This window comes from Pseudomonas sp. 37 R 15 (assembly GCF_900004865.1).
Lineage (GTDB): Bacteria > Pseudomonadota > Gammaproteobacteria > Pseudomonadales > Pseudomonadaceae > Aquipseudomonas > Aquipseudomonas fluorescens_AM.
This window is the reverse complement of record NZ_CVTV01000022.1, coordinates 17595-34990: the sequence shown is the minus strand read 5'-3', so window position 1 is coordinate 34990 and position 17396 is coordinate 17595. Positions and strand designations below refer to the sequence as shown.

Genomic DNA, 17396 nt, shown 5'->3' with positions numbered 1-17396 from the left:
ATTAAACGAGTGAGACATGATCAGTCCTTGAGCAGGTCGAAAGCGGATAAGGGGTCAATAGGTTATGGATGCGCACTTACGACCGCTTCTCCGACGGTCTTCCAGTCAGCAAATGTCGAGTCGGCCTTCAGTTCGCTGGCTTTAATCAGCATCTTGGCGGGCAGGCCTGTGTCCTTGCTGGCTTGGCGACAGCGCAGTACCCAGTCCAGGCGGTTCATTGAGGTAATGCGTGGCGGTTTCAGTTGGCTGCTGAAGGCATCTATTTCACTGGCACTCCAGTCTAAAAGTTGAGCGAGACGCTCGTTTGTTTCGTCACTGTCGTTCTGCGCAGCGCTGTTGGGCAGGGTATTGGCTTGTTCGAAATAGTTGAGAAGCTGTTCTTCCGTTACACCACTGCGGTCAATGCAATGTTTGAACTGCTGCATGAGGTAGAGGTTGTTCGGGGTCAGTTCCAGCAACGAAGACTCTTTGTACTCGCGCGCAAGCCAGTGCGGGTTGACCAGAAACTGATGAAGCGCATGTGGGCTGAGGGGCAGTTGCAGAAAACCGGCGGCGTGAGGCAACCGCAGTATCAAGTAGGCGAGGGTTTGCAGCGGCGGGTCATCGGGGGCATGTAAGCGCAAGAAATGGTGGTGAAAGTCGTATTTTTTATAGCCGTTGGCGTTGCCTGGCGCATGGGGGACGTCCTGGATGATTTTTTTAAGGCGTCCATACAACGACCACAACTCATTACGCACCGTGCTCAGCAGATTGCTGAGTTCAGACTTCGCTTGGTCGATCAAGTGTTTCGTACGTGTAGCGTCAATGCTGACTTTAACGGAAGAGAGCACTTCATCGAGCGCCGCCTCGATGGTTGTGTCGAGGCGCATCCGTTGCAACGCTGTATAGGCTAAGGATTTCCAGTCAACGACAGGCAGGCTGGCTGGTTCGTCATCGGGTTGCTTGGGAAGGGTGAGCCGTTGCAACTGTTTGGAAAGAGAGGCCTGGTCATAGCTGGCGAACTCCTTCAAAAGCAGGTTGATGGCCGGGTCCTGGGCTTTGTGATCCAGCAATAACTGGTGTCTGAACAGCGCCAGGCTGCTGCCGTTTTCCTTGAACCAACGGCTGGCCCATTCCAGGTGCATGAGCATATCGAGAAAGTCAGACACACCTTTCGGCTTGTTTCGTAACGTTGGGTTGCGCAACTGCATGAGAAAGTTTGCTTTCCCGAGCATTTGCGCCAGTTGTCGGCATTCCATGACCGACACGCCAAACAGGCGGGCGATGCGCGCTTGTCGATAGATCTCGCTGACCGTCTCGATCGTACGGGTTGCAGGCTGGTCGGGGCTGATCAGTAGTTGCAGCGACTCCTGAGTGTCTTGCAGGCCCAACCCGGTGCACAGTTGTTGCCGGGTGGTAGCGTCGAACGTAGCACTGTCCAGATACAGGGGGCGCAGGGCAGAGCCGGCGCGATTGAATACCTGGTCGAACAACGACATGCGGTCGCCTGAGGCATGAACGGGCAATTGATGGAGCCAGGCGGCAAACTCTTCGGCTTGCAACCCGTAGCGCTTGCTTAGATAGCAAAACACCCCCAGTGCCCGGAGGGTGTTATGGGTGATCCGCAGCGCGCTGTTTCTGGTGCCTTCGCAGCGCATGGCGCTGACTATCAGAGTGTCCAATTGCGCGAAATGCACGCCCAGCCAGCGCTGTAGGCGAATCATGCGTTGCAGTCTGTCGAAGCGTTCAAGGCTGACGTTGACCAGCTTGGCGGGCGTGCCGTTGTCCAGGCTGATAGTGGGCGTTGCCGTGCCGTTGATGTAGCACGCACCGTAAGTGAGGCCGGTGTCCTGCTGGCAGTGAGGTGATTTGCGCGGTGATTGCGTCTGTTGTGCGAGCAGCGCCTGAAGTTGTCCGGCATCCATTTGTGTATGGTGCAGAAAGTCAGTGAGCGCCTGCGGTCCCAGCAAATCAGTTTTCCAGTTGTAGTACTTGAGATAGAACTTTTGCGCATCCGTTGCGGCTACCCAGCTATCTTTCAGCATCGTCTGTAGTTCAGGGCTCAACCCCGATAACTGACATTGGACCTCGTTGTTCTGTTCGCTGACCTGCCCGTAATGGCTGGTTTCTCCCGCCAGGGGCAGTTGGCGGCTGATGCGATAGCTCAACTCCTCCAGCGCCGGCCTGTCTCCCACCAGGCGCCGTTGGCATTGCTGATGGTGGAAGTGATAGGGCAGCGAAAACGGGTACCAGGTTTTACTCAGCACCTCATAGGTCGTTTCGTCTGTGCCCGGCGCGATATTTTCGAGCAGGATCTGGTTGACGATCGACAACATGGGCACCTGGCCCGACACGCTGTGTTGGTTGATCGTCAATGCCCCGAGGTCCGGGCGTCGCTCCGACAGCTTGACCGCATTTGCGCCCTTGGCGTTTTGTTCCAGTTGCAGGGCGAACAGATAGAGCGCCCGTAGGTAGGCCGCCGGCGAATCGATCGCTGCGATGGAAGAACTGGCACAGAACTGATGCCAGTTTTCGTTGAATAAGGCTTGGTAGGTGGCGCTGGTTTCGGGGGCGACACTGCGTTTATCACGCGGTGAAGGAGGGGGAGATGAGACTTGTTGTTCGCGAAACAGCGTTTCCAGCTGCGCTGCAGCGTTCTGGGCCTTGAGGTACACCGCGCGGGCATCGTCGTCGTTGCAGGTGGCCAATTGCTCTGCAAATGCCTTTTCGCCGAGACGCACAATGTCGAATACCGAGCGAATGTCGAGGCGCTGCAGCGCGGTTTTGAAATCGTCCCGGCCGGGGGCGGGAGGGCGTGAGTGATCAATCAGTTGAGCGAGCAAGGAGCTGCTGTCGGCTTGCATATTCATACGTTCCTTCACGTCCGCCGACGGGTCCGGCGGGCAATGAAAAACGCTATCACGCAGATTAACGGGGCCAGGTATAGGTATTTACAGGCATCGCCGGCACCCATACGCCGATACCACCTTTATCCAGGGCAACGAGCCCAGGCTTTGCTGACCTTTGTGCAATTGAGGTCATGAGATCATGTCTGCTTCACTTCATCGAAACACGCCCTCGCTTGCGGCATTCGACCCCCGTGGGTTGACCGTGCGCAGCGTCGCTTACCTGCGCGATACCCCCCAGGCTGCGCCAACGGCCCGTGTCAGGCGCCAGGTCTATGGGGCCAGCGGCCTGCTACTGCAGCAGTGGGACCCACGCCTGTATGCCCTTAAATTGAGCGTGCCCTTGACCGAGGCGAACCAGGAGTCGGTGTACAGCCTGTCCGGCACGCTGATCCGCCGCAACGATGTGGATGCCGGCATGCGGCTGATGCTGTCGGCGCCCTCCGGGCAACTGCTGCATGCCTGGGACGGGCGGGGTGCGTATCAGCGCCACGACTACGATGCTTTTCAGCGCCCGGTGGCGGTGTTCGAACAACCTGCCGACCAAGCGCAACCCCACTGTGTCGAACGCCTGGTGTATGCCCTGCCAACCCCTGAGCACCGTGCGCTCAACCGCAGCGGCCGTTTGGTCCGCCATGCCGATCCGGTGGGCACACAGGTGTACGATGAGTACGGGATTACCGGCCAGGTGCTGCAGCAAACGCGGGGGTTTCGCGAGCCCGCCGGCGAGGTTGACTGGCCACTTGCCCAAGCCGATCAGAACCAGCAATTGGAGCGCGCGCGTTACACCACACGCTGGACGTTTGACGCCCTCGGCGGCACCTTGAAACAGGTCGACGCCAAGGGTAATGGCCGCCACTTTGCCTATGGTCTGGATGGCCAGGCGAAACATATCTACCTCGCCTTGAAAAGCGGTGTGCGCAAGACCGTCATAGAACGCTACGACTACAATGCCGCCGGTCAGGTGGAGGCGGCCCTGCTGGGCAATGGTGTGAGCAGCCTGTCCGCCTATCGGGCTGAAGATGGCCGTATGCATCGGCTGATGGCTTACCGTAAAAATGAGATGGCCGCGCCGCTGCAGGATTTGAATTACGACTATGACCCGGTGGGAAATATTTCAGCCCTGCGGGATCGGGCGCAACCGACACAATGGCGTCACAACACGCAAGTGGAGGCTTGCTCTCGCTATGTATACGACTCGCTGTACCAACTGACCCAGGCGAGCGGTCGCGAGAGTGCCGCCGCCGCCATCGGCCCGGCACTGCCCGCGCGTATTTCGTTCGGTTCCACCGATACCGGTTTATGGCGCAACTACACCCAGCACTATGCCTATGACGAGGGGGGCAACCTGACCCGGCTGCGCCACGTGCCGTCCAGTGGCGTCGGCTACACCCGCAGCCTGCAAGTGGCGACGGGCAGTAACCGAGGATTGTCGAGCGAGCATCCGGTAGCCGAGCTGACGCAGGGCTTTGATGCCAATGGCAATCAGCAACAGCTGGAGCGCGGCGTGCCAATGACGTGGAATGTGCGTAATCAGTTGGCCCGCGTTACGTCAATTTTGCGCGAGGGCGGGGCCTCGGATGAGGAGGCTTATGTGTATGCAGGCGACGGTCAGCGTGCGCTCAAGCTCACTCACCAGCAGGTGGCCGGCAGCCGGCAAACGGCCCGTGTGTATTACCTGCCAGGCCTGGAACTGCGCCAACGGCCGTTGCGTCGGTTGAACGTGGTGCGCCTTGAAGTGGCGTGTTGCACGGTTGAGGTCTTGCAATGGGAGCTGGGACTCGATGAGGGGGCCGCCGATGAAACCCTGCGTTTTTGCCTGAAGGATCAGCAATCGAGTCATGGTCTGGAGCTGGGCGAGCAAGCCGAGTTATTGAGCCAGGAGAGTTATTTTCCGTATGGGGGGACGGCGTGGTGGGCCTCACGCAGCGCGGTAGAGGGCAGCTACAAAACCCGCCGATATTCGGGCAAGGAGCGGGACGGCGGTGGTTTGTATTATTACGGTTTCCGCTATTACGCCCCGTGGTTGCAACGCTGGATAAGCCCTGACCCCGCAGGGGATGACGGGCAGCTCAATCCTTATCTCATGGCGTTCAATAACCCGGTCACGTTCGTTGATTCAATGGGGCTGCAGCCTGCCTCCGTGGAAAATACCCGGATACAGGGCGGTATTGTAATTTTGCTGTTTTTAGTCTTGCTGGGCCTGGGTGTGGGAGCGTTGCTGGGGAATGCAAACTTGGGGGCTGCCGTGGGCGCGCTGGTGGGAGGTGCACTCTTTGGTGCCAGCCGCCTGAGTGCCTATCGACAAATGCAGCCGGAGGCCGTGGCCAGTGCAGCGCAACAAGTGGAACAGCAGTTCGCCAGGGATACTACGGAGATGGCGATCAATTTGGCGCAGCAGGGGTCGTTGAGTGACGAAGAAACAGAGCGGCTGGTGAATTTTGCCTATGCGCGTCGCCCTGCTGAAGGAGGCATTTTCCTTGGAGTCCATGAACGTCAGGGGACCCTCTATGGCTACGCGGGACCTATGGACCAACGGCCCGCTGTCGAACGCGTATTGGAGGGGAGTGGTAACCCGATGCCTGAGTTGAGGCGCATGGGTTATAACGAAATAGTGCTGCGAAGGCCTGGGCTTGAATCCGTTGGCGCGCGTGGTCAGCAGGCAGGGCCAAGTGCGTTTGAGGTCGAGGCGACCACGCAGGTGGCGGGTTCAAGTCGCGCCCGCGGTGCTCGGCAAGCACAGTCGCAGGTGCCGTTGGCGCCGCCGGCGGCAGCGAGAGCCGCTGCCCCGCCGATGATGATTGACACCGCCAGGCTTGCAGATACCCAGCTATCGGGCCGCGAGCGCCGCAGTATTGCCCTTGCCCTCGGCCACTTGCGTGAAGGGCGTTTCGCTGCGGTTCATTGGCATCTTCACGCAGATCAACTGTGGTCCGCTGATTTGCACGGCTACGCCGGTGCGCGTGGACGCGGTGTCTATCGTTTGATGCTCAGCCATCAGGGTGGCCGGCGGTACCGAGTGGAGGGCGTACGCAACCCACACCGCTGAGGGCATATCAGCGGCTGCGTGTCGGTGCGGTGGCGGCGTGGTTTTGCTAGAATGCGCGCCGCGTCGCCTGGTCGGCGTCATTTTGCATCCGGTTCACCCCTTACGAGGGTAGCCACCTGGAGAGATTACCCATGACTCAACCTATCGTCGTGGCGGCACTGTACAAGTTCGTCACCCTTGAAGATTACGTCGCCCTGCGCGAGCCACTGTTGCAGGCGATGGTCGACAACGGCATCAAAGGCACCTTGCTGATCGCCGAAGAAGGCATCAACGGCACCGTTTCCGGCAGCCGCGAAGGCATCGATGGCCTGATGGCCTGGCTCAAGAAAGATCCACGCATGGTCGATATCGACCACAAAGAGTCCTACTGCGACGACCAACCGTTCTACCGCACCAAGGTCAAGCTCAAGAAAGAGATCGTGACCCTGGGCGTGGAAGGCGTGGACCCGAACAAAAAGGTCGGCACCTACGTCGACCCCAAGGATTGGAACGCGCTGATCAGCGACCCCGAAGTGCTGCTGATCGACACCCGCAACGACTACGAAGTGTCGATCGGCACCTTTGAAGGCGCAATCGACCCGAAGACCACCAGTTTTCGCGAATTCCCCGACTACATCAAAGCCAACTTCGATCCGGCCAGGCACAAGAAGGTCGCCATGTTCTGTACCGGCGGCATTCGTTGCGAGAAAGCGTCGAGCTACATGCTCAGCGAAGGCTTCGACGAGGTCTATCATCTCAAGGGCGGTATTCTCAAATACCTCGAAGAGGTGCCGCAGGAAGAGACCAAGTGGCAGGGCGACTGCTTCGTGTTCGACAATCGCGTCACCGTGCGCCACGATTTGAGCGAAGGCGACTACGATCAATGTCATGCCTGCCGCACACCGGTCAGCGTGCAAGACCGCGCGTCCGAGCACTACGTGGCCGGCATCAGTTGCCCGCATTGCTGGGATAAGCTGCCGGAGAAAACCCGTCGCAGCGCCATCGACCGGCAGAAGCAAATCGAACTGGCCAAGGCCCGTAACATGCCGCATCCGATTGGTTTCAACTACAAGCAAACCCCTTCCGAGGCTTGAACCATGACCGCGCGCCTGCTCTATGTAATGGACCCGATGTGTTCCTGGTGCTGGGGCTTTGCCCCGGTGGCGCAGGCGCTGGTTGAGCAGGCCCGGGCGGCCGGCGTGGAGTTGCACCTGGTGGTGGGCGGATTGCGCACCGGCAGTGGCGCGGCGCTGGAACCGACTACGCGGCGTAACATCCTCGAGCACTGGCAGGCGGTGACCGACGCCACCGGCCAGCCGTTCAAGCGCGAAGGCGCGTTGCCCGATGGGTTTGTCTATGACACCGAGCCTGCGTGCCGGGCCATCGTCACTGCGCGCAGCCTGGCGCCCGATTGCGCCTGGAAGCTGCTGGGGCTGATCCAGCAGGCGTTCTATGTAGAGGGCCGCGACGTCACCAATGCCCATGTGCTGGTGGAGCTGGCCGAACAGGCCGGTATTCCGCGTATCGAGTTTGCCGGCGAGTTCGACCGTGCCGAGCAGCACGCGGCCACGGCAGCGGATTTCACCTGGGTGCAGGATCTGGGCATCGCCGGTTTCCCGACCTTGCTGGCCGAGCGCAACGGACAATTGGCGCTGCTCACCAATGGCTACCAGCCGCTGGACGAGTTGTCACCGTTGCTCGCCCGATGGCTGGAGCGAGCCACCTGTGCAGGATGAGTCAAAAACCGGCGACCGCCTGACCTGGGCGGAAATCCGCCGCCTGGCCCTGCGTCACAAAAAATCCCTGTGGATCGCCAACAGCGTCGCCGTGCTGGCGACCTTGTGCAGCGTACCCATCCCTTTGCTGTTACCGCTGCTGGTCGACGAAGTGCTGTTGGGCCATGGCGACGCCGCGCTCAAGGTGATGAACCACGCGCTGCCCCTGGGCTGGCAGAAAGCTGCCGGCTATATCGGTCTGATGTTAATGGTGACTCTGGCCCTGCGTTGCGGTGCTCTGGTGTTCAACGTGGTACAGGCGCGGCTGTTTGCACGCCTGGCCAAGGACATCGTCTACCGCATCCGCGTGCGCCTGATCGAGCGGCTCAAGCGCATCTCCCTGGGCGAATATGAAAGCCTGGGCAGCGGCACGGTGACCACCCACCTGGTCACCGACCTGGACACCCTGGACAAATTCGTCGGCGAAACCCTCAGCCGCTTCCTGGTGGCGATGCTGACCCTGGTCGGCACCTCAGCGATCCTGGTGTGGATGCATTGGCAGCTGGCGTTGCTGATCCTGCTGTTCAACCCGTTGGTGATCTATGCCACGGTGCAGTTGGGCAAGCGTGTCAAACACCTGAAAAAACTGGAAAACGACAGCACCTCACGGTTCACCCAGGCGCTCACCGAAACCCTGGATGCCATCCAGGAAGTGCGCGCCGGCAACCGCCAGGGTTTCTTCCTCGGGCGCCTGGGCCAGCGTGCCCGTGAGGTGCGGGACTATGCCATCCACTCGCAATGGAAAACCGACGCGTCCAGCCGCGCCAGTGGCTTGCTGTTCCAGTTCGGTATCGACATCTTCCGCGCCGCAGCCATGTTGACCGTGCTGTTTTCCGACCTGTCCATCGGCCAGATGCTCGCGGTGTTCAGTTACCTGTGGTTCATGATCGGCCCGGTGGAGCAGTTGCTCAACCTGCAATACGCCTATTACGCGGCAGGCGGCGCGTTGACGCGTATCAACGAACTGCTGGCCCGCGCCGACGAGCCGCAATACGCGGGAGGCGCCGACCCCTTCAGTGGGCGTGCGACCGTCGGTATCGACGTGCGCGGCCTGGACTTCGGCTACGGTGACGACCTGGTGCTCGACCAATTGAACCTGGCCATCGCACCGGGGGAGAAGGTCGCGATTGTCGGCGCCAGCGGCGGCGGCAAAAGTACCCTGGTGCAACTGTTGCTGGGTCTCTACACACCGCAGGCTGGCAGCATTTGTTTTGGCGGCGCGAGCCAGCAGGAGATCGGCCTGGCGACCATCCGTGAAAACGTCGCGGTGGTGCTGCAGCACCCGGCGCTGTTCAACGATACCGTGCGCGCCAACCTGACGATGGGCCGCGAGCGTACGGACCAGGCCTGCTGGCAGGCACTGGAAATCGCCCAGCTGGATGCTACCGTCAAGGCATTGCCGTTGGGCCTGGACAGCATAGTGGGGCGATCCGGCGTGCGTTTTTCCGGTGGTCAACGGCAACGCCTGGCTATCGCGCGCATGGTCTTGGCCGAGCCCAAAGTCGTGATTCTGGATGAAGCCACCTCGGCGCTGGACGCGGCCACCGAGTACAACCTGCATCAGGCGCTGGCGCGGTTTCTCAGTGGGCGTACTACACTGATCATCGCCCACCGGCTCTCGGCAGTGAAACAGGCTGACCGTGTATTGGTGTTCGATGGCGGGCATATCGCCGAGGATGGCGACCATCAGCAATTGATTGCCGATGGCGGGCTGTACGCCAAATTGTATGGACACCTGCAACAAGTACGTTGATTTAGCTTAGGCTGTGCTATCGGGAGCGGATTTTCGCGTGCGTATTGAGCTGTGCATGTGCAAGGGACTTCATGAAGCAAAAGCGGACTCTCGGAACGCCACGGCTGCTGGGCATTGTCTGGCCCTTTATTGCCGTTGTACTGTTCCAGGCATTGTTAGGCTGCGTCAGTCTCTACGTGCTCTCGGCGGTGCGTGGCTATGTGGCAGGTGAAAGTCTGTGGTCCAAGGGCCAGAAAGACGCTATCTATTACCTGACCCTCTACGCCGATAATCGCGAAGCCGCCACCTACCTCAAGTATCAGCAAGCCATTGCGGTGCCTCAGGGCGGGCACGAGTTGCGCATCGCCCTGGACAGCCCCACCCCTGATATCCCCGCTGCGCGCCTGGGTATCATCAAGGGCGGCAACCACCCGGACGACGTCTCCAGCCTGATCTGGCTGTACCTCAACTTCCGTCATTTCAGCTACCTGGAAAAAGCCATCGAACTCTGGACGGTGGGCGACGGCTACCTGTTGCAACTGGACGACCTTGCTCGCCAAATGCATGACGCCATTGCTGCCGATCGGGTGAATGCCGACGATGTGCGGCGGTGGAAAGCGCGTATCACAGCCATCAACGAAGGTGTGACACCGGCCGCCAAGGCGTTCAGCGATGCCTTGGGCGAAGGTTCGCGGATGATCCTGCGCCTGCTGTTGATCACCAACCTCGCCACGGCCCTGGGCCTGATCGTTCTGGCGCTGCTGCGCACGCACAAGTTGCTGGCCCAGCGCCATGCGTTTGCCGATGCCCTGCAAGCGGAAAGAGAGCGGGCGCAGATCACCCTGGAGTCGATTGGTGACGGTGTCATCACCACCGACGTGGACGGTTCGATTGCCTATATGAACCCCGCCGCCGAAGCACTGACCCACTGGACGTCGGCCCAAGCCCAGGGCCTGCCGCTGGCGGCGTTGTTCAAATTGCTGGATGAGAACGCCGAGCCGGACGGCTTCACCCTGATCGAGCACATCATCAAGGGCGAACTCAGTGGCGGCAGTGAGCATTCCAAGCTGATACAGCGCCTGGACGGCAGCACTGTCTCGGTGACCCTGGTGGGCGCGCCGATTCGCAGCGCGGGCAAGGTCAGTGGCGCGGTGCTGGTGCTGCATGACATGACCCAGGAGCGCCAGTACATCGCCAATCTTTCCTGGCAGGCGACCCACGATGCCTTGACCGGCCTGGCCAACCGGCGTGAATTCGAATACCGCCTGGAGCAGGTGCTGCAGCAGGTGGTGCGCCAGCCAAACGGCCGGCATGCCTTGATGTTCCTCGACCTGGACCAATTCAAACTGGTCAATGACACCTGCGGCCACGCCGCGGGCGACGAGTTGCTGCGACACATTTGCGCGCTGCTGCAATCGGACTTGCGCGAAGGCGATACCCTGGCGCGGCTGGGCGGCGATGAATTTGGCATCCTGCTGGAGCACTGCCCGGCACCCGTGGCCGAGAAGATTGCCGAGAGCCTGCGCCACACCGTGCAGAGCCTGCACTTTGTGTGGAAGGGCCGGCCGTTCATGACCACCGTCAGCATCGGCCTGGTGCATATCTCACAAGCGCCCACCACCCTGGAGACGTCGCTGCGCGCCGCCGACATGGCGTGCTACATGGCCAAGGAGAAGGGGCGTAATCGGGTGCAGGTGTATCACGCCGATGACTCGGAGCTGTCCATACGCTTTGGCGAGATGGCGTGGGTGCAACGCCTGCACATGGCCCTTGAGGAGGACCGCTTTTGCCTTTACTCCCAGGAAATTTCGCCTCTGGGCCCTACCGAAGCGGGCACCGGTCACATCGAAATACTCTTGCGCCTGCACGACGAAGCGGGGCGAATCATCCTGCCTGACAGTTTCATTCCGGCGGCCGAGCGTTACGGCTTGATGACTTCCCTGGATCGCTGGGTGGTGGACAACGTATTCAAGATCATTGCCCGTTGCATGCACGAGCGTCCGGGCCGACCCATGGCCATGTGTGCGATTAATCTGTCAGGCATAACCATTGGCGATGATGATTTTCTCGGGTTTTTGCGTGAAAAATTCGGCACTTACAGCATTCCCCCGGAAATGATTTGTTTTGAAATAACTGAGACCAGCGCTATCGCCAATTTAGGCAGTGCAATTCGTTTTATTAATGAACTCAAGGCGTTAGGTTGCCACTTTTCCCTTGATGATTTTTGCGCCGGAATGTCCTCATTCGCCTATCTCAAACATTTACCTGTAGACTTCTTGAAGATCGATGGAAGTTTCGTAAAGGATATGCTGGACGACCCGATTAACCGCGCCATGGTCGAAGTGATCAATCACATCGGCCATGTCATGGGTAAACGCACAATTGCCGAGTTTGTTGAAACGTCGCAGATCGAACAGGCGTTACTTGAGATAGGTGTGGACTACGCTCAAGGCTATCTGATCGAGCGCCCGCAATTGTTTACCTGTGATCGCCTGCAGTGCCGACCCGTGCGGCCGCAGCCCCTGTTATTCAAGGCGCCCGGTACATTCCGCTGAAACTTGCCGGTCTGTACATCACACTTAAAAAGGAGCCCTACAGTGATCGACACATTCAACAGAACCGGCCCGCTTATGGAAGCCTCGAGTTACCCCGCCTGGGCCCAGCAACTGATCCAGGACTGTAGCGAGAGCAAGCGTCGAGTTGTCGAACACGAACTGTACCACCGCATGCGCGATAACACGCTCAGCGCCAGGACCATGCGCCACTACCTGATCGGCGGCTGGCCTGTGGTGGAGCAGTTTGCCTTGTACATGGCGCAGAACCTCACCAAGACCAAATTTGCCCGTCATCCTGGGGAGGACATGGCGCGACGCTGGCTGATGCGCAATATTCGCGTTGAATTGAACCATGCCGATTATTGGGTGAATTGGGCGCGTGCCCATGGTGTCAGTCTCGACGACCTGCAGGCCCAGGACGTGCCACCGGAGTTGCACGCACTGAGTCATTGGTGCTGGCACACCAGCTCGTCTGATTCATTGATCGTCGCGATTGCCGCCACCAACTACGCCATCGAGGGCGCGACAGGGGAGTGGTCCGCCGTGGTCTGTTCCACTGGCGTGTATGCCGCTGCCTTCCCCGAGGAAGAGCGCAAGCGTGCGATGAAATGGCTGAAGATGCACGCCCAGTATGATGACGCACACCCTTGGGAAGCGCTGGAAATCATCTGTACCCTCGCCGGCACGAACCCGAGCAGGCCCCTGCAGGTAGAGTTGCGCCAGGCCGTGTGCAAGAGCTACGACTACATGTATCTGTTCCTGGAAAGTTGCATGCAACTGGAACAAGAGAAAGAAAAGGCCCCCGCGCTCGTGCGTGAGCGCCAGGCCCGAGTCGCCAGCGAGGCGTGATGCACAGGCAATGGCGGGGGTTACCCCGCCATTGCCAGGCGATTACGGCCTTCGCGCTTGGCCACGTACAAGGCATTGTCGGCTCGGCGCAGCAGGCTTTCAGCCGACTCAGCCGCCAGTAACGTCGAGCAGCCGAGGCTTACCGTCAATTCGATTCGCGTCCCTTCTACCCAGTAGTCCTGGGCTTGCGCCGCCTGGCGCAGGCGCTCGCCGACCATCCGCGCCGCATCGCGGCCGGTGTTGGACAGCAGGATCAGAAATTCTTCGCCGCCAAACCGAAACACCATGTCCACGTTGCGCAGCTGGCCTTTGATCGCCGCCGCCACGGCGCGCAATACGCTGTCGCCGGCGGTATGGCCATGGGTGTCATTGATGCGCTTGAAGTGATCGATGTCCAGCATCAACAGGGACAGCGGGTGCATGTGCCGCCGCGCCATGTCGATTTCCCGTTGCAGTGTCTGGTCCATGGCGATCCGGTTGCCGGTTTCGGTCAACGGGTCGCGCAGGGCGCTGCGGGTGGCGGCGCGGTAGAGCAGGGCGTTACGCATCGGGTACAGCAGGGCTGCCAGCAGGGATTCGAGTTGGCCCAGTTCCTCTTCCGTAAAGCGCTGGTTGCGGCGGAACACCAACTCGCCCAGGTGCTCGCCGTCATGGCTCAAGGTGTAGCTCATCGAATGATGGCCGCGATGGCCGAACTCCAGGCGCAGGTCACTGGTGACGTGGCGATATTGCAAGGCATCGAGCGGCACCAGGCGTTGGATTTCGCGAAAGAACAGGCCAAGGATGCGTTCCGGCTCGAGGCTGGTTTGCAATTGCTGGTTAAGTTGCTGGCGAAGCTGGCCAAGGGTGGCGGGGCGAGGTGAACGGAGGGCGGGCTGACCAAATCCCAGGCGTTGCAATTTGGCACTGTCAAAGTCAATTGCGTTGGTCTGGGTGGGTGTTTTCATAGGTGAACGGCCTCTAAGCACATGACTGTCTTACAGGCGGATGAGAGTGGCAAGTGCCAGGCGTCTTACTGCTCCTTCAGTTCCGTAAAACAGTAAGGATCAGTTTAAACCGCTTTACGCCGGGTTATAAGGCCGGGGCACTGCCACACGTCTTGTCATCGCTTGACCTGCTTGAAGGGTGTTAGAGCGAGATTCGTGCCAAATCGTTTTATTTAATAAATAGCGATATGAATCAATTGACTGCCTCGACTCGAAAAACAGTCGACAGCGCGTGGCGTCATTTATCTGGCTGGGGCAGTTGAAGGATTACGTAGCGACCAGCGTGGAACCGTCAATTTGTTCGATCGACGTGACACCGGTCAGCGTCATCGCCACGCGCATTTCCTTGGCAAAGATATCCAGCAGGTTTTCCACACCGTTCTGCCCGTCGGCGGCCAATGCGTACACGCTGGCGCGCCCGAGCAGGCAGGCCTTGGCCCCCAGGGCAAGCATGCGCACCACGTCGAGCCCGGAACGAATGCCGGAATCCACCAGCACGGTGAGGTCATCGCCGACGGCCTCGGCAATGGGCGGCAACGCCTTGGCGGTAGACAACACGCCATCCAGCTGGCGGCCACCATGGTTGGAGACCACGATGCCGTCGGCACCGAAGCTCACGGCATCCTTGGCATCCTGTGGGTCGAGGATGCCCTTGATGATCATCGGCCCCTTCCAGAAGTCGCGAATCCACTCCAGGTCTTTCCAACTGATCGAGGGATCGAAGTTATTGGCCAGCCAGCCTATGTAGTCCTCCAGATGGGTGGGTTTGCCCAGGTACCTGGAAATATTGCCCAGGTCATGGGGACGGCCCATCAACCCCACATCGAACGCCCATTGCGGCTTGGTCATGGCTTGCAGCATCCGCCGTTGCGCCGCATACGGGCCGGACATGCCGGAGTGGGCATCACGATAACGCGCGCCCGGGGTCGGCATATCGACGGTAAACACCAGTGTCGTCACGCCCGCCGCCTGCGCGCGCTCCAGCGCATTGCGCATGAAGCCGCGATCCTTGAGCACATACAACTGGAACCATATCGACTGCGGGCTTTGCGAGGCGACTTCTTCAATCGAGCACACCGACACCGTCGACAAACAGAAGGGCACCCCCTTGTTCGCTGCAGCCTTGGCTGCTTGCACTTCACCGCGCCGTGCATACATGCCCGTCAAGCCGACCGGGCTGAGGATGACCGGCATGGCCTGCTCCTGGCCGAACAACGAGGTTTTCAGGCTCAGGTTATCGACATTGCGCAAGATGCGCTGGCGCAGGCTTATCTCGGCCAGGTCCGAACTGTTGGCCCGCAGCGTGTGCTCGGCGTAGGCGCCGCCATCGATATAGTCGAATAGAAAGCGCGGCAACCTGCGCTTGGCGGCAGCGCGGTAATCGGATGCGGACGAAATGATCATGTAGAGGGGCTCCACTCGGCGAAGCGCTCTACGATAAGCAAAATTCTGTCATGATAAAAACAACTTTTATCGCTGCAATCGAGTCGCAAAAGGAATACTGATGAATCTGCGAACACTGCGGGCGTTTGTCGAAGTGGTGCGTCAGGGCGGTTTTTCCCAGGCGGCTGAAGTGGTGTCCCTGACCCAGTCCACGGTCAGCAAAGCGGTCAAGACGCTGGAGGAGGAACTGGGCACCCCATTGCTTGATCGTCTCGGCCACAGGAACGAACTCACTGCCGCTGGCGAAATTGCCTACCGGCGTGCCTTGGTTATGCTTGCTGAGCGCAACGACCTGATAGCCGAGATCAACGACCTGCGCGGCCTCAAGCGCGGCGTGCTGCGCATCGGCCTGCCGCCGGTGGGTTGCGGCGTATTGTTTGCCGCAATGTTTGCCACCTACCGCACGCGTTACCCCGACATCGACATCGAACTCACCGAGTACGGCAGCAAAAAACTGCGCGAATGCTTGGAAGCGGGGGAGGTCGACCTGGCGGCCCTGCTGCTGCCCGTTGACGAGTGTTTCGACTACCAGCCCGTGCGCAACGAACCGCTGATCGCCGTGCTGCCCATCAACCACCCGCTGGCGCGCCGCGAACGCATCGACTTCATTGACCTGGCGGACTCTGCGTTCATCCTGTTCGAAGCCGGTTTCGCCCTCAACGCGAAAATCCTCGCCGCCTGCGAACGCAAGGGCGTTGTGCCCAAGGTAACGGCACGTAGTGGGCAGATCGATTTTATCGTCGACCTGGTCGCCGCCGGCCTGGGCGTGGCCTTCCTGCCACGGATGCTGGCGCACAAGCACCAGCATGCTGGCATTGCCCTGATCCCCCTGGACGAACCTCACACCGACTGGCACATCGCCCTGGCTTGGCGTGCCAGTGCCCACCTGCCACCGGCAGCCCGGGCGTGGCTGGAGCTGGCCGGGGAGCAGGCGGTTTCGACCGGCCAGCCTGTTCAGTCGTGACAAATGTCAGAGGAGGCTTGACTTCTTCTTTTTAATCAGTAACATACGGCGCATTCCGCGATAGCTCAGTTGGTAGAGCAAATGACTGTTAATCATTGGGTCCCTGGTTCGAGTCCAGGTCGTGGAGCCAGATAGAGAAAAGCCTGCAGCGATGCAGGCTTTTTTTTGCGTGGGATTTGCCCCGTCAACCAAAGTACACAGCGACAATCATTAATTTGATCCAGTGCAGAGTCATGCGGCCCTCACTTACCCCTGCCATCAGTCTCGACGATTGCCTCTTCGAGCGGCCCCAATCGCCATGAAGACACAGCCTGGTATCCAAAAACCAGGGTTTGCGGTGCCCAAGCCTACTGCGACTAGCGCCACGCCTACTGCGAACATGATGCGTTCTCCATAACCGAAATATCGACTGACGGCTGAGCTGAATCAGCATTGCCCTTTATAACCGGATACCCGCTGGGTTTCCCTATGACGCAACGTTGCGATGGGGCGGGACAGTCGCGGCGGCGATATCCCAAGTCTGCATGATCTGGCCGATGGCTGCATCGATAACGGCATGAGGAACGTTGTCCCGCGCCTGGATCGACAGCCCTTGCAGGAAACTGTCAAACACCGTCGCCATCGACGCGGCGTCAAGGGTGTCCGGCAGGTATCCGCCGCTGATTGCGCGTTCAACGCACGCCACAATCCCGGCCCGCGTGCGTGCCCGTGACTGGGTCAGCGCATCCGCCACGCGGGCGTTCTCGGGGCTCGGCGCGCTCATCACACCGAGTGTCACCATGCAGCCCTTGGGGTGGGCGTTGTCACACTGCATGCGCGCCGACTGGCGCAATGCAGTCTCGATGGCCTGGCGCGGTGGCAGGGTTTCGTCCCAAAGGCACTCGGTGACCTGGGCGTAGGTCGCCAGGTAACGCTGCACGCACTCATCGAACAGCGCTTGCTTGGAACCGAATGCCGCGTAAAAACTCGGTGCGGAGATGCCGCCCCCCAGGCCGTCCTTGAGCTGGGCGAGCGACGTGGCGTCGTAGCCGTGTTGCCAAAACAGGTGCATGGCCTGTTCCACGGCCTGTTCACGGTCGAAGGTACGGGGCCGGCCCATTTGTGCCATAGCGAGAGTCCTCTGAATACCTATATAAATACTAGTCGATACATAAGTCGTTGACAACGACTGTACTCGCC

At 59.9% G+C, this 17396-nt stretch carries 11 protein-coding genes and 1 tRNA gene; 8 read left to right on the top strand and 4 right to left on the bottom strand.

The window, feature by feature from the left end:
* Positions 1-62: 62 nt before the first annotated feature.
* Positions 63-2843, bottom strand: a complete 2781-nt coding sequence (locus BFQ04_RS07225; protein ID WP_256544563.1) for a Tc toxin subunit A — start codon at positions 2841-2843, stop codon at positions 63-65.
* A 184-nt stretch (positions 2844-3027) separates the two neighbouring features.
* Between BFQ04_RS07225 and BFQ04_RS07220 the strand changes: the two genes are divergently transcribed.
* From BFQ04_RS07220 to BFQ04_RS07195, 6 genes are all read left to right on the top strand, one after another.
* Positions 3028-5934 (top strand): RHS repeat-associated core domain-containing protein, encoded by a 2907-nt coding sequence (locus BFQ04_RS07220; protein WP_065950215.1) that lies wholly within the window; start codon positions 3028-3030, stop codon positions 5932-5934.
* Positions 5935-6065: 131 nt separating this feature from the next.
* Positions 6066-7007: an oxygen-dependent tRNA uridine(34) hydroxylase TrhO gene (locus BFQ04_RS07215; protein ID WP_065950214.1), complete on the top strand. Its 942-nt coding sequence runs from the start codon at positions 6066-6068 to the stop codon at positions 7005-7007.
* Positions 7008-7010: 3 nt separating this feature from the next.
* Positions 7011-7649, top strand: a complete 639-nt coding sequence (locus BFQ04_RS07210; protein WP_065950213.1) for a DsbA family protein — start codon at positions 7011-7013, stop codon at positions 7647-7649.
* Positions 7639-9441: an ABC transporter ATP-binding protein gene (locus tag BFQ04_RS07205; RefSeq protein ID WP_065950212.1), complete on the top strand. Its 1803-nt coding sequence runs from the start codon at positions 7639-7641 to the stop codon at positions 9439-9441. The genes BFQ04_RS07210 and BFQ04_RS07205 overlap by 11 nt, the downstream gene beginning before the upstream one ends.
* A gap of 71 nt (positions 9442-9512) precedes the next feature.
* Positions 9513-11975 carry an EAL domain-containing protein gene (locus BFQ04_RS07200; RefSeq protein ID WP_065950211.1) on the top strand — a complete coding sequence of 821 codons (2463 nt, stop codon included), beginning with the start codon at positions 9513-9515 and terminating at the stop codon, positions 11973-11975.
* A gap of 75 nt (positions 11976-12050) precedes the next feature.
* Positions 12051-12824 (top strand): TenA family transcriptional regulator, encoded by a 774-nt coding sequence (locus BFQ04_RS07195; protein ID WP_194733330.1) that lies wholly within the window; start codon positions 12051-12053, stop codon positions 12822-12824.
* 20 nt (positions 12825-12844) lie between these two features.
* Here BFQ04_RS07195 and BFQ04_RS07190 read toward each other — a convergent pair whose 3' ends face one another.
* Complete coding sequence (locus BFQ04_RS07190; RefSeq protein WP_065950209.1) at positions 12845-13771, bottom strand: GGDEF domain-containing protein; 927 nt, start codon at positions 13769-13771, stop codon at positions 12845-12847.
* A gap of 306 nt (positions 13772-14077) precedes the next feature.
* Positions 14078-15214, bottom strand: coding sequence for an FMN-dependent L-lactate dehydrogenase LldD (lldD, locus tag BFQ04_RS07185; RefSeq protein ID WP_065950208.1), 1137 nt, complete (start codon positions 15212-15214; stop codon positions 14078-14080).
* A 100-nt stretch (positions 15215-15314) separates the two neighbouring features.
* On the opposite strand from lldD, the gene BFQ04_RS07180 reads away from it, so the two are divergent.
* A complete protein-coding gene (locus BFQ04_RS07180) occupies positions 15315-16217 on the top strand; it encodes a LysR family transcriptional regulator (RefSeq protein WP_065950207.1) in 903 nt (300 codons plus the stop codon).
* A gap of 54 nt (positions 16218-16271) precedes the next feature.
* Positions 16272-16347 (top strand) — tRNA-Asn (locus BFQ04_RS07175).
* Between the two features lie 336 nt (positions 16348-16683).
* Here the strand turns inward: BFQ04_RS07175 and BFQ04_RS07170 are convergent.
* Positions 16684-17325, bottom strand: a complete 642-nt coding sequence (locus BFQ04_RS07170; RefSeq protein ID WP_065950206.1) for a TetR/AcrR family transcriptional regulator — start codon at positions 17323-17325, stop codon at positions 16684-16686.
* Positions 17326-17396: the final 71 nt, after the last annotated feature.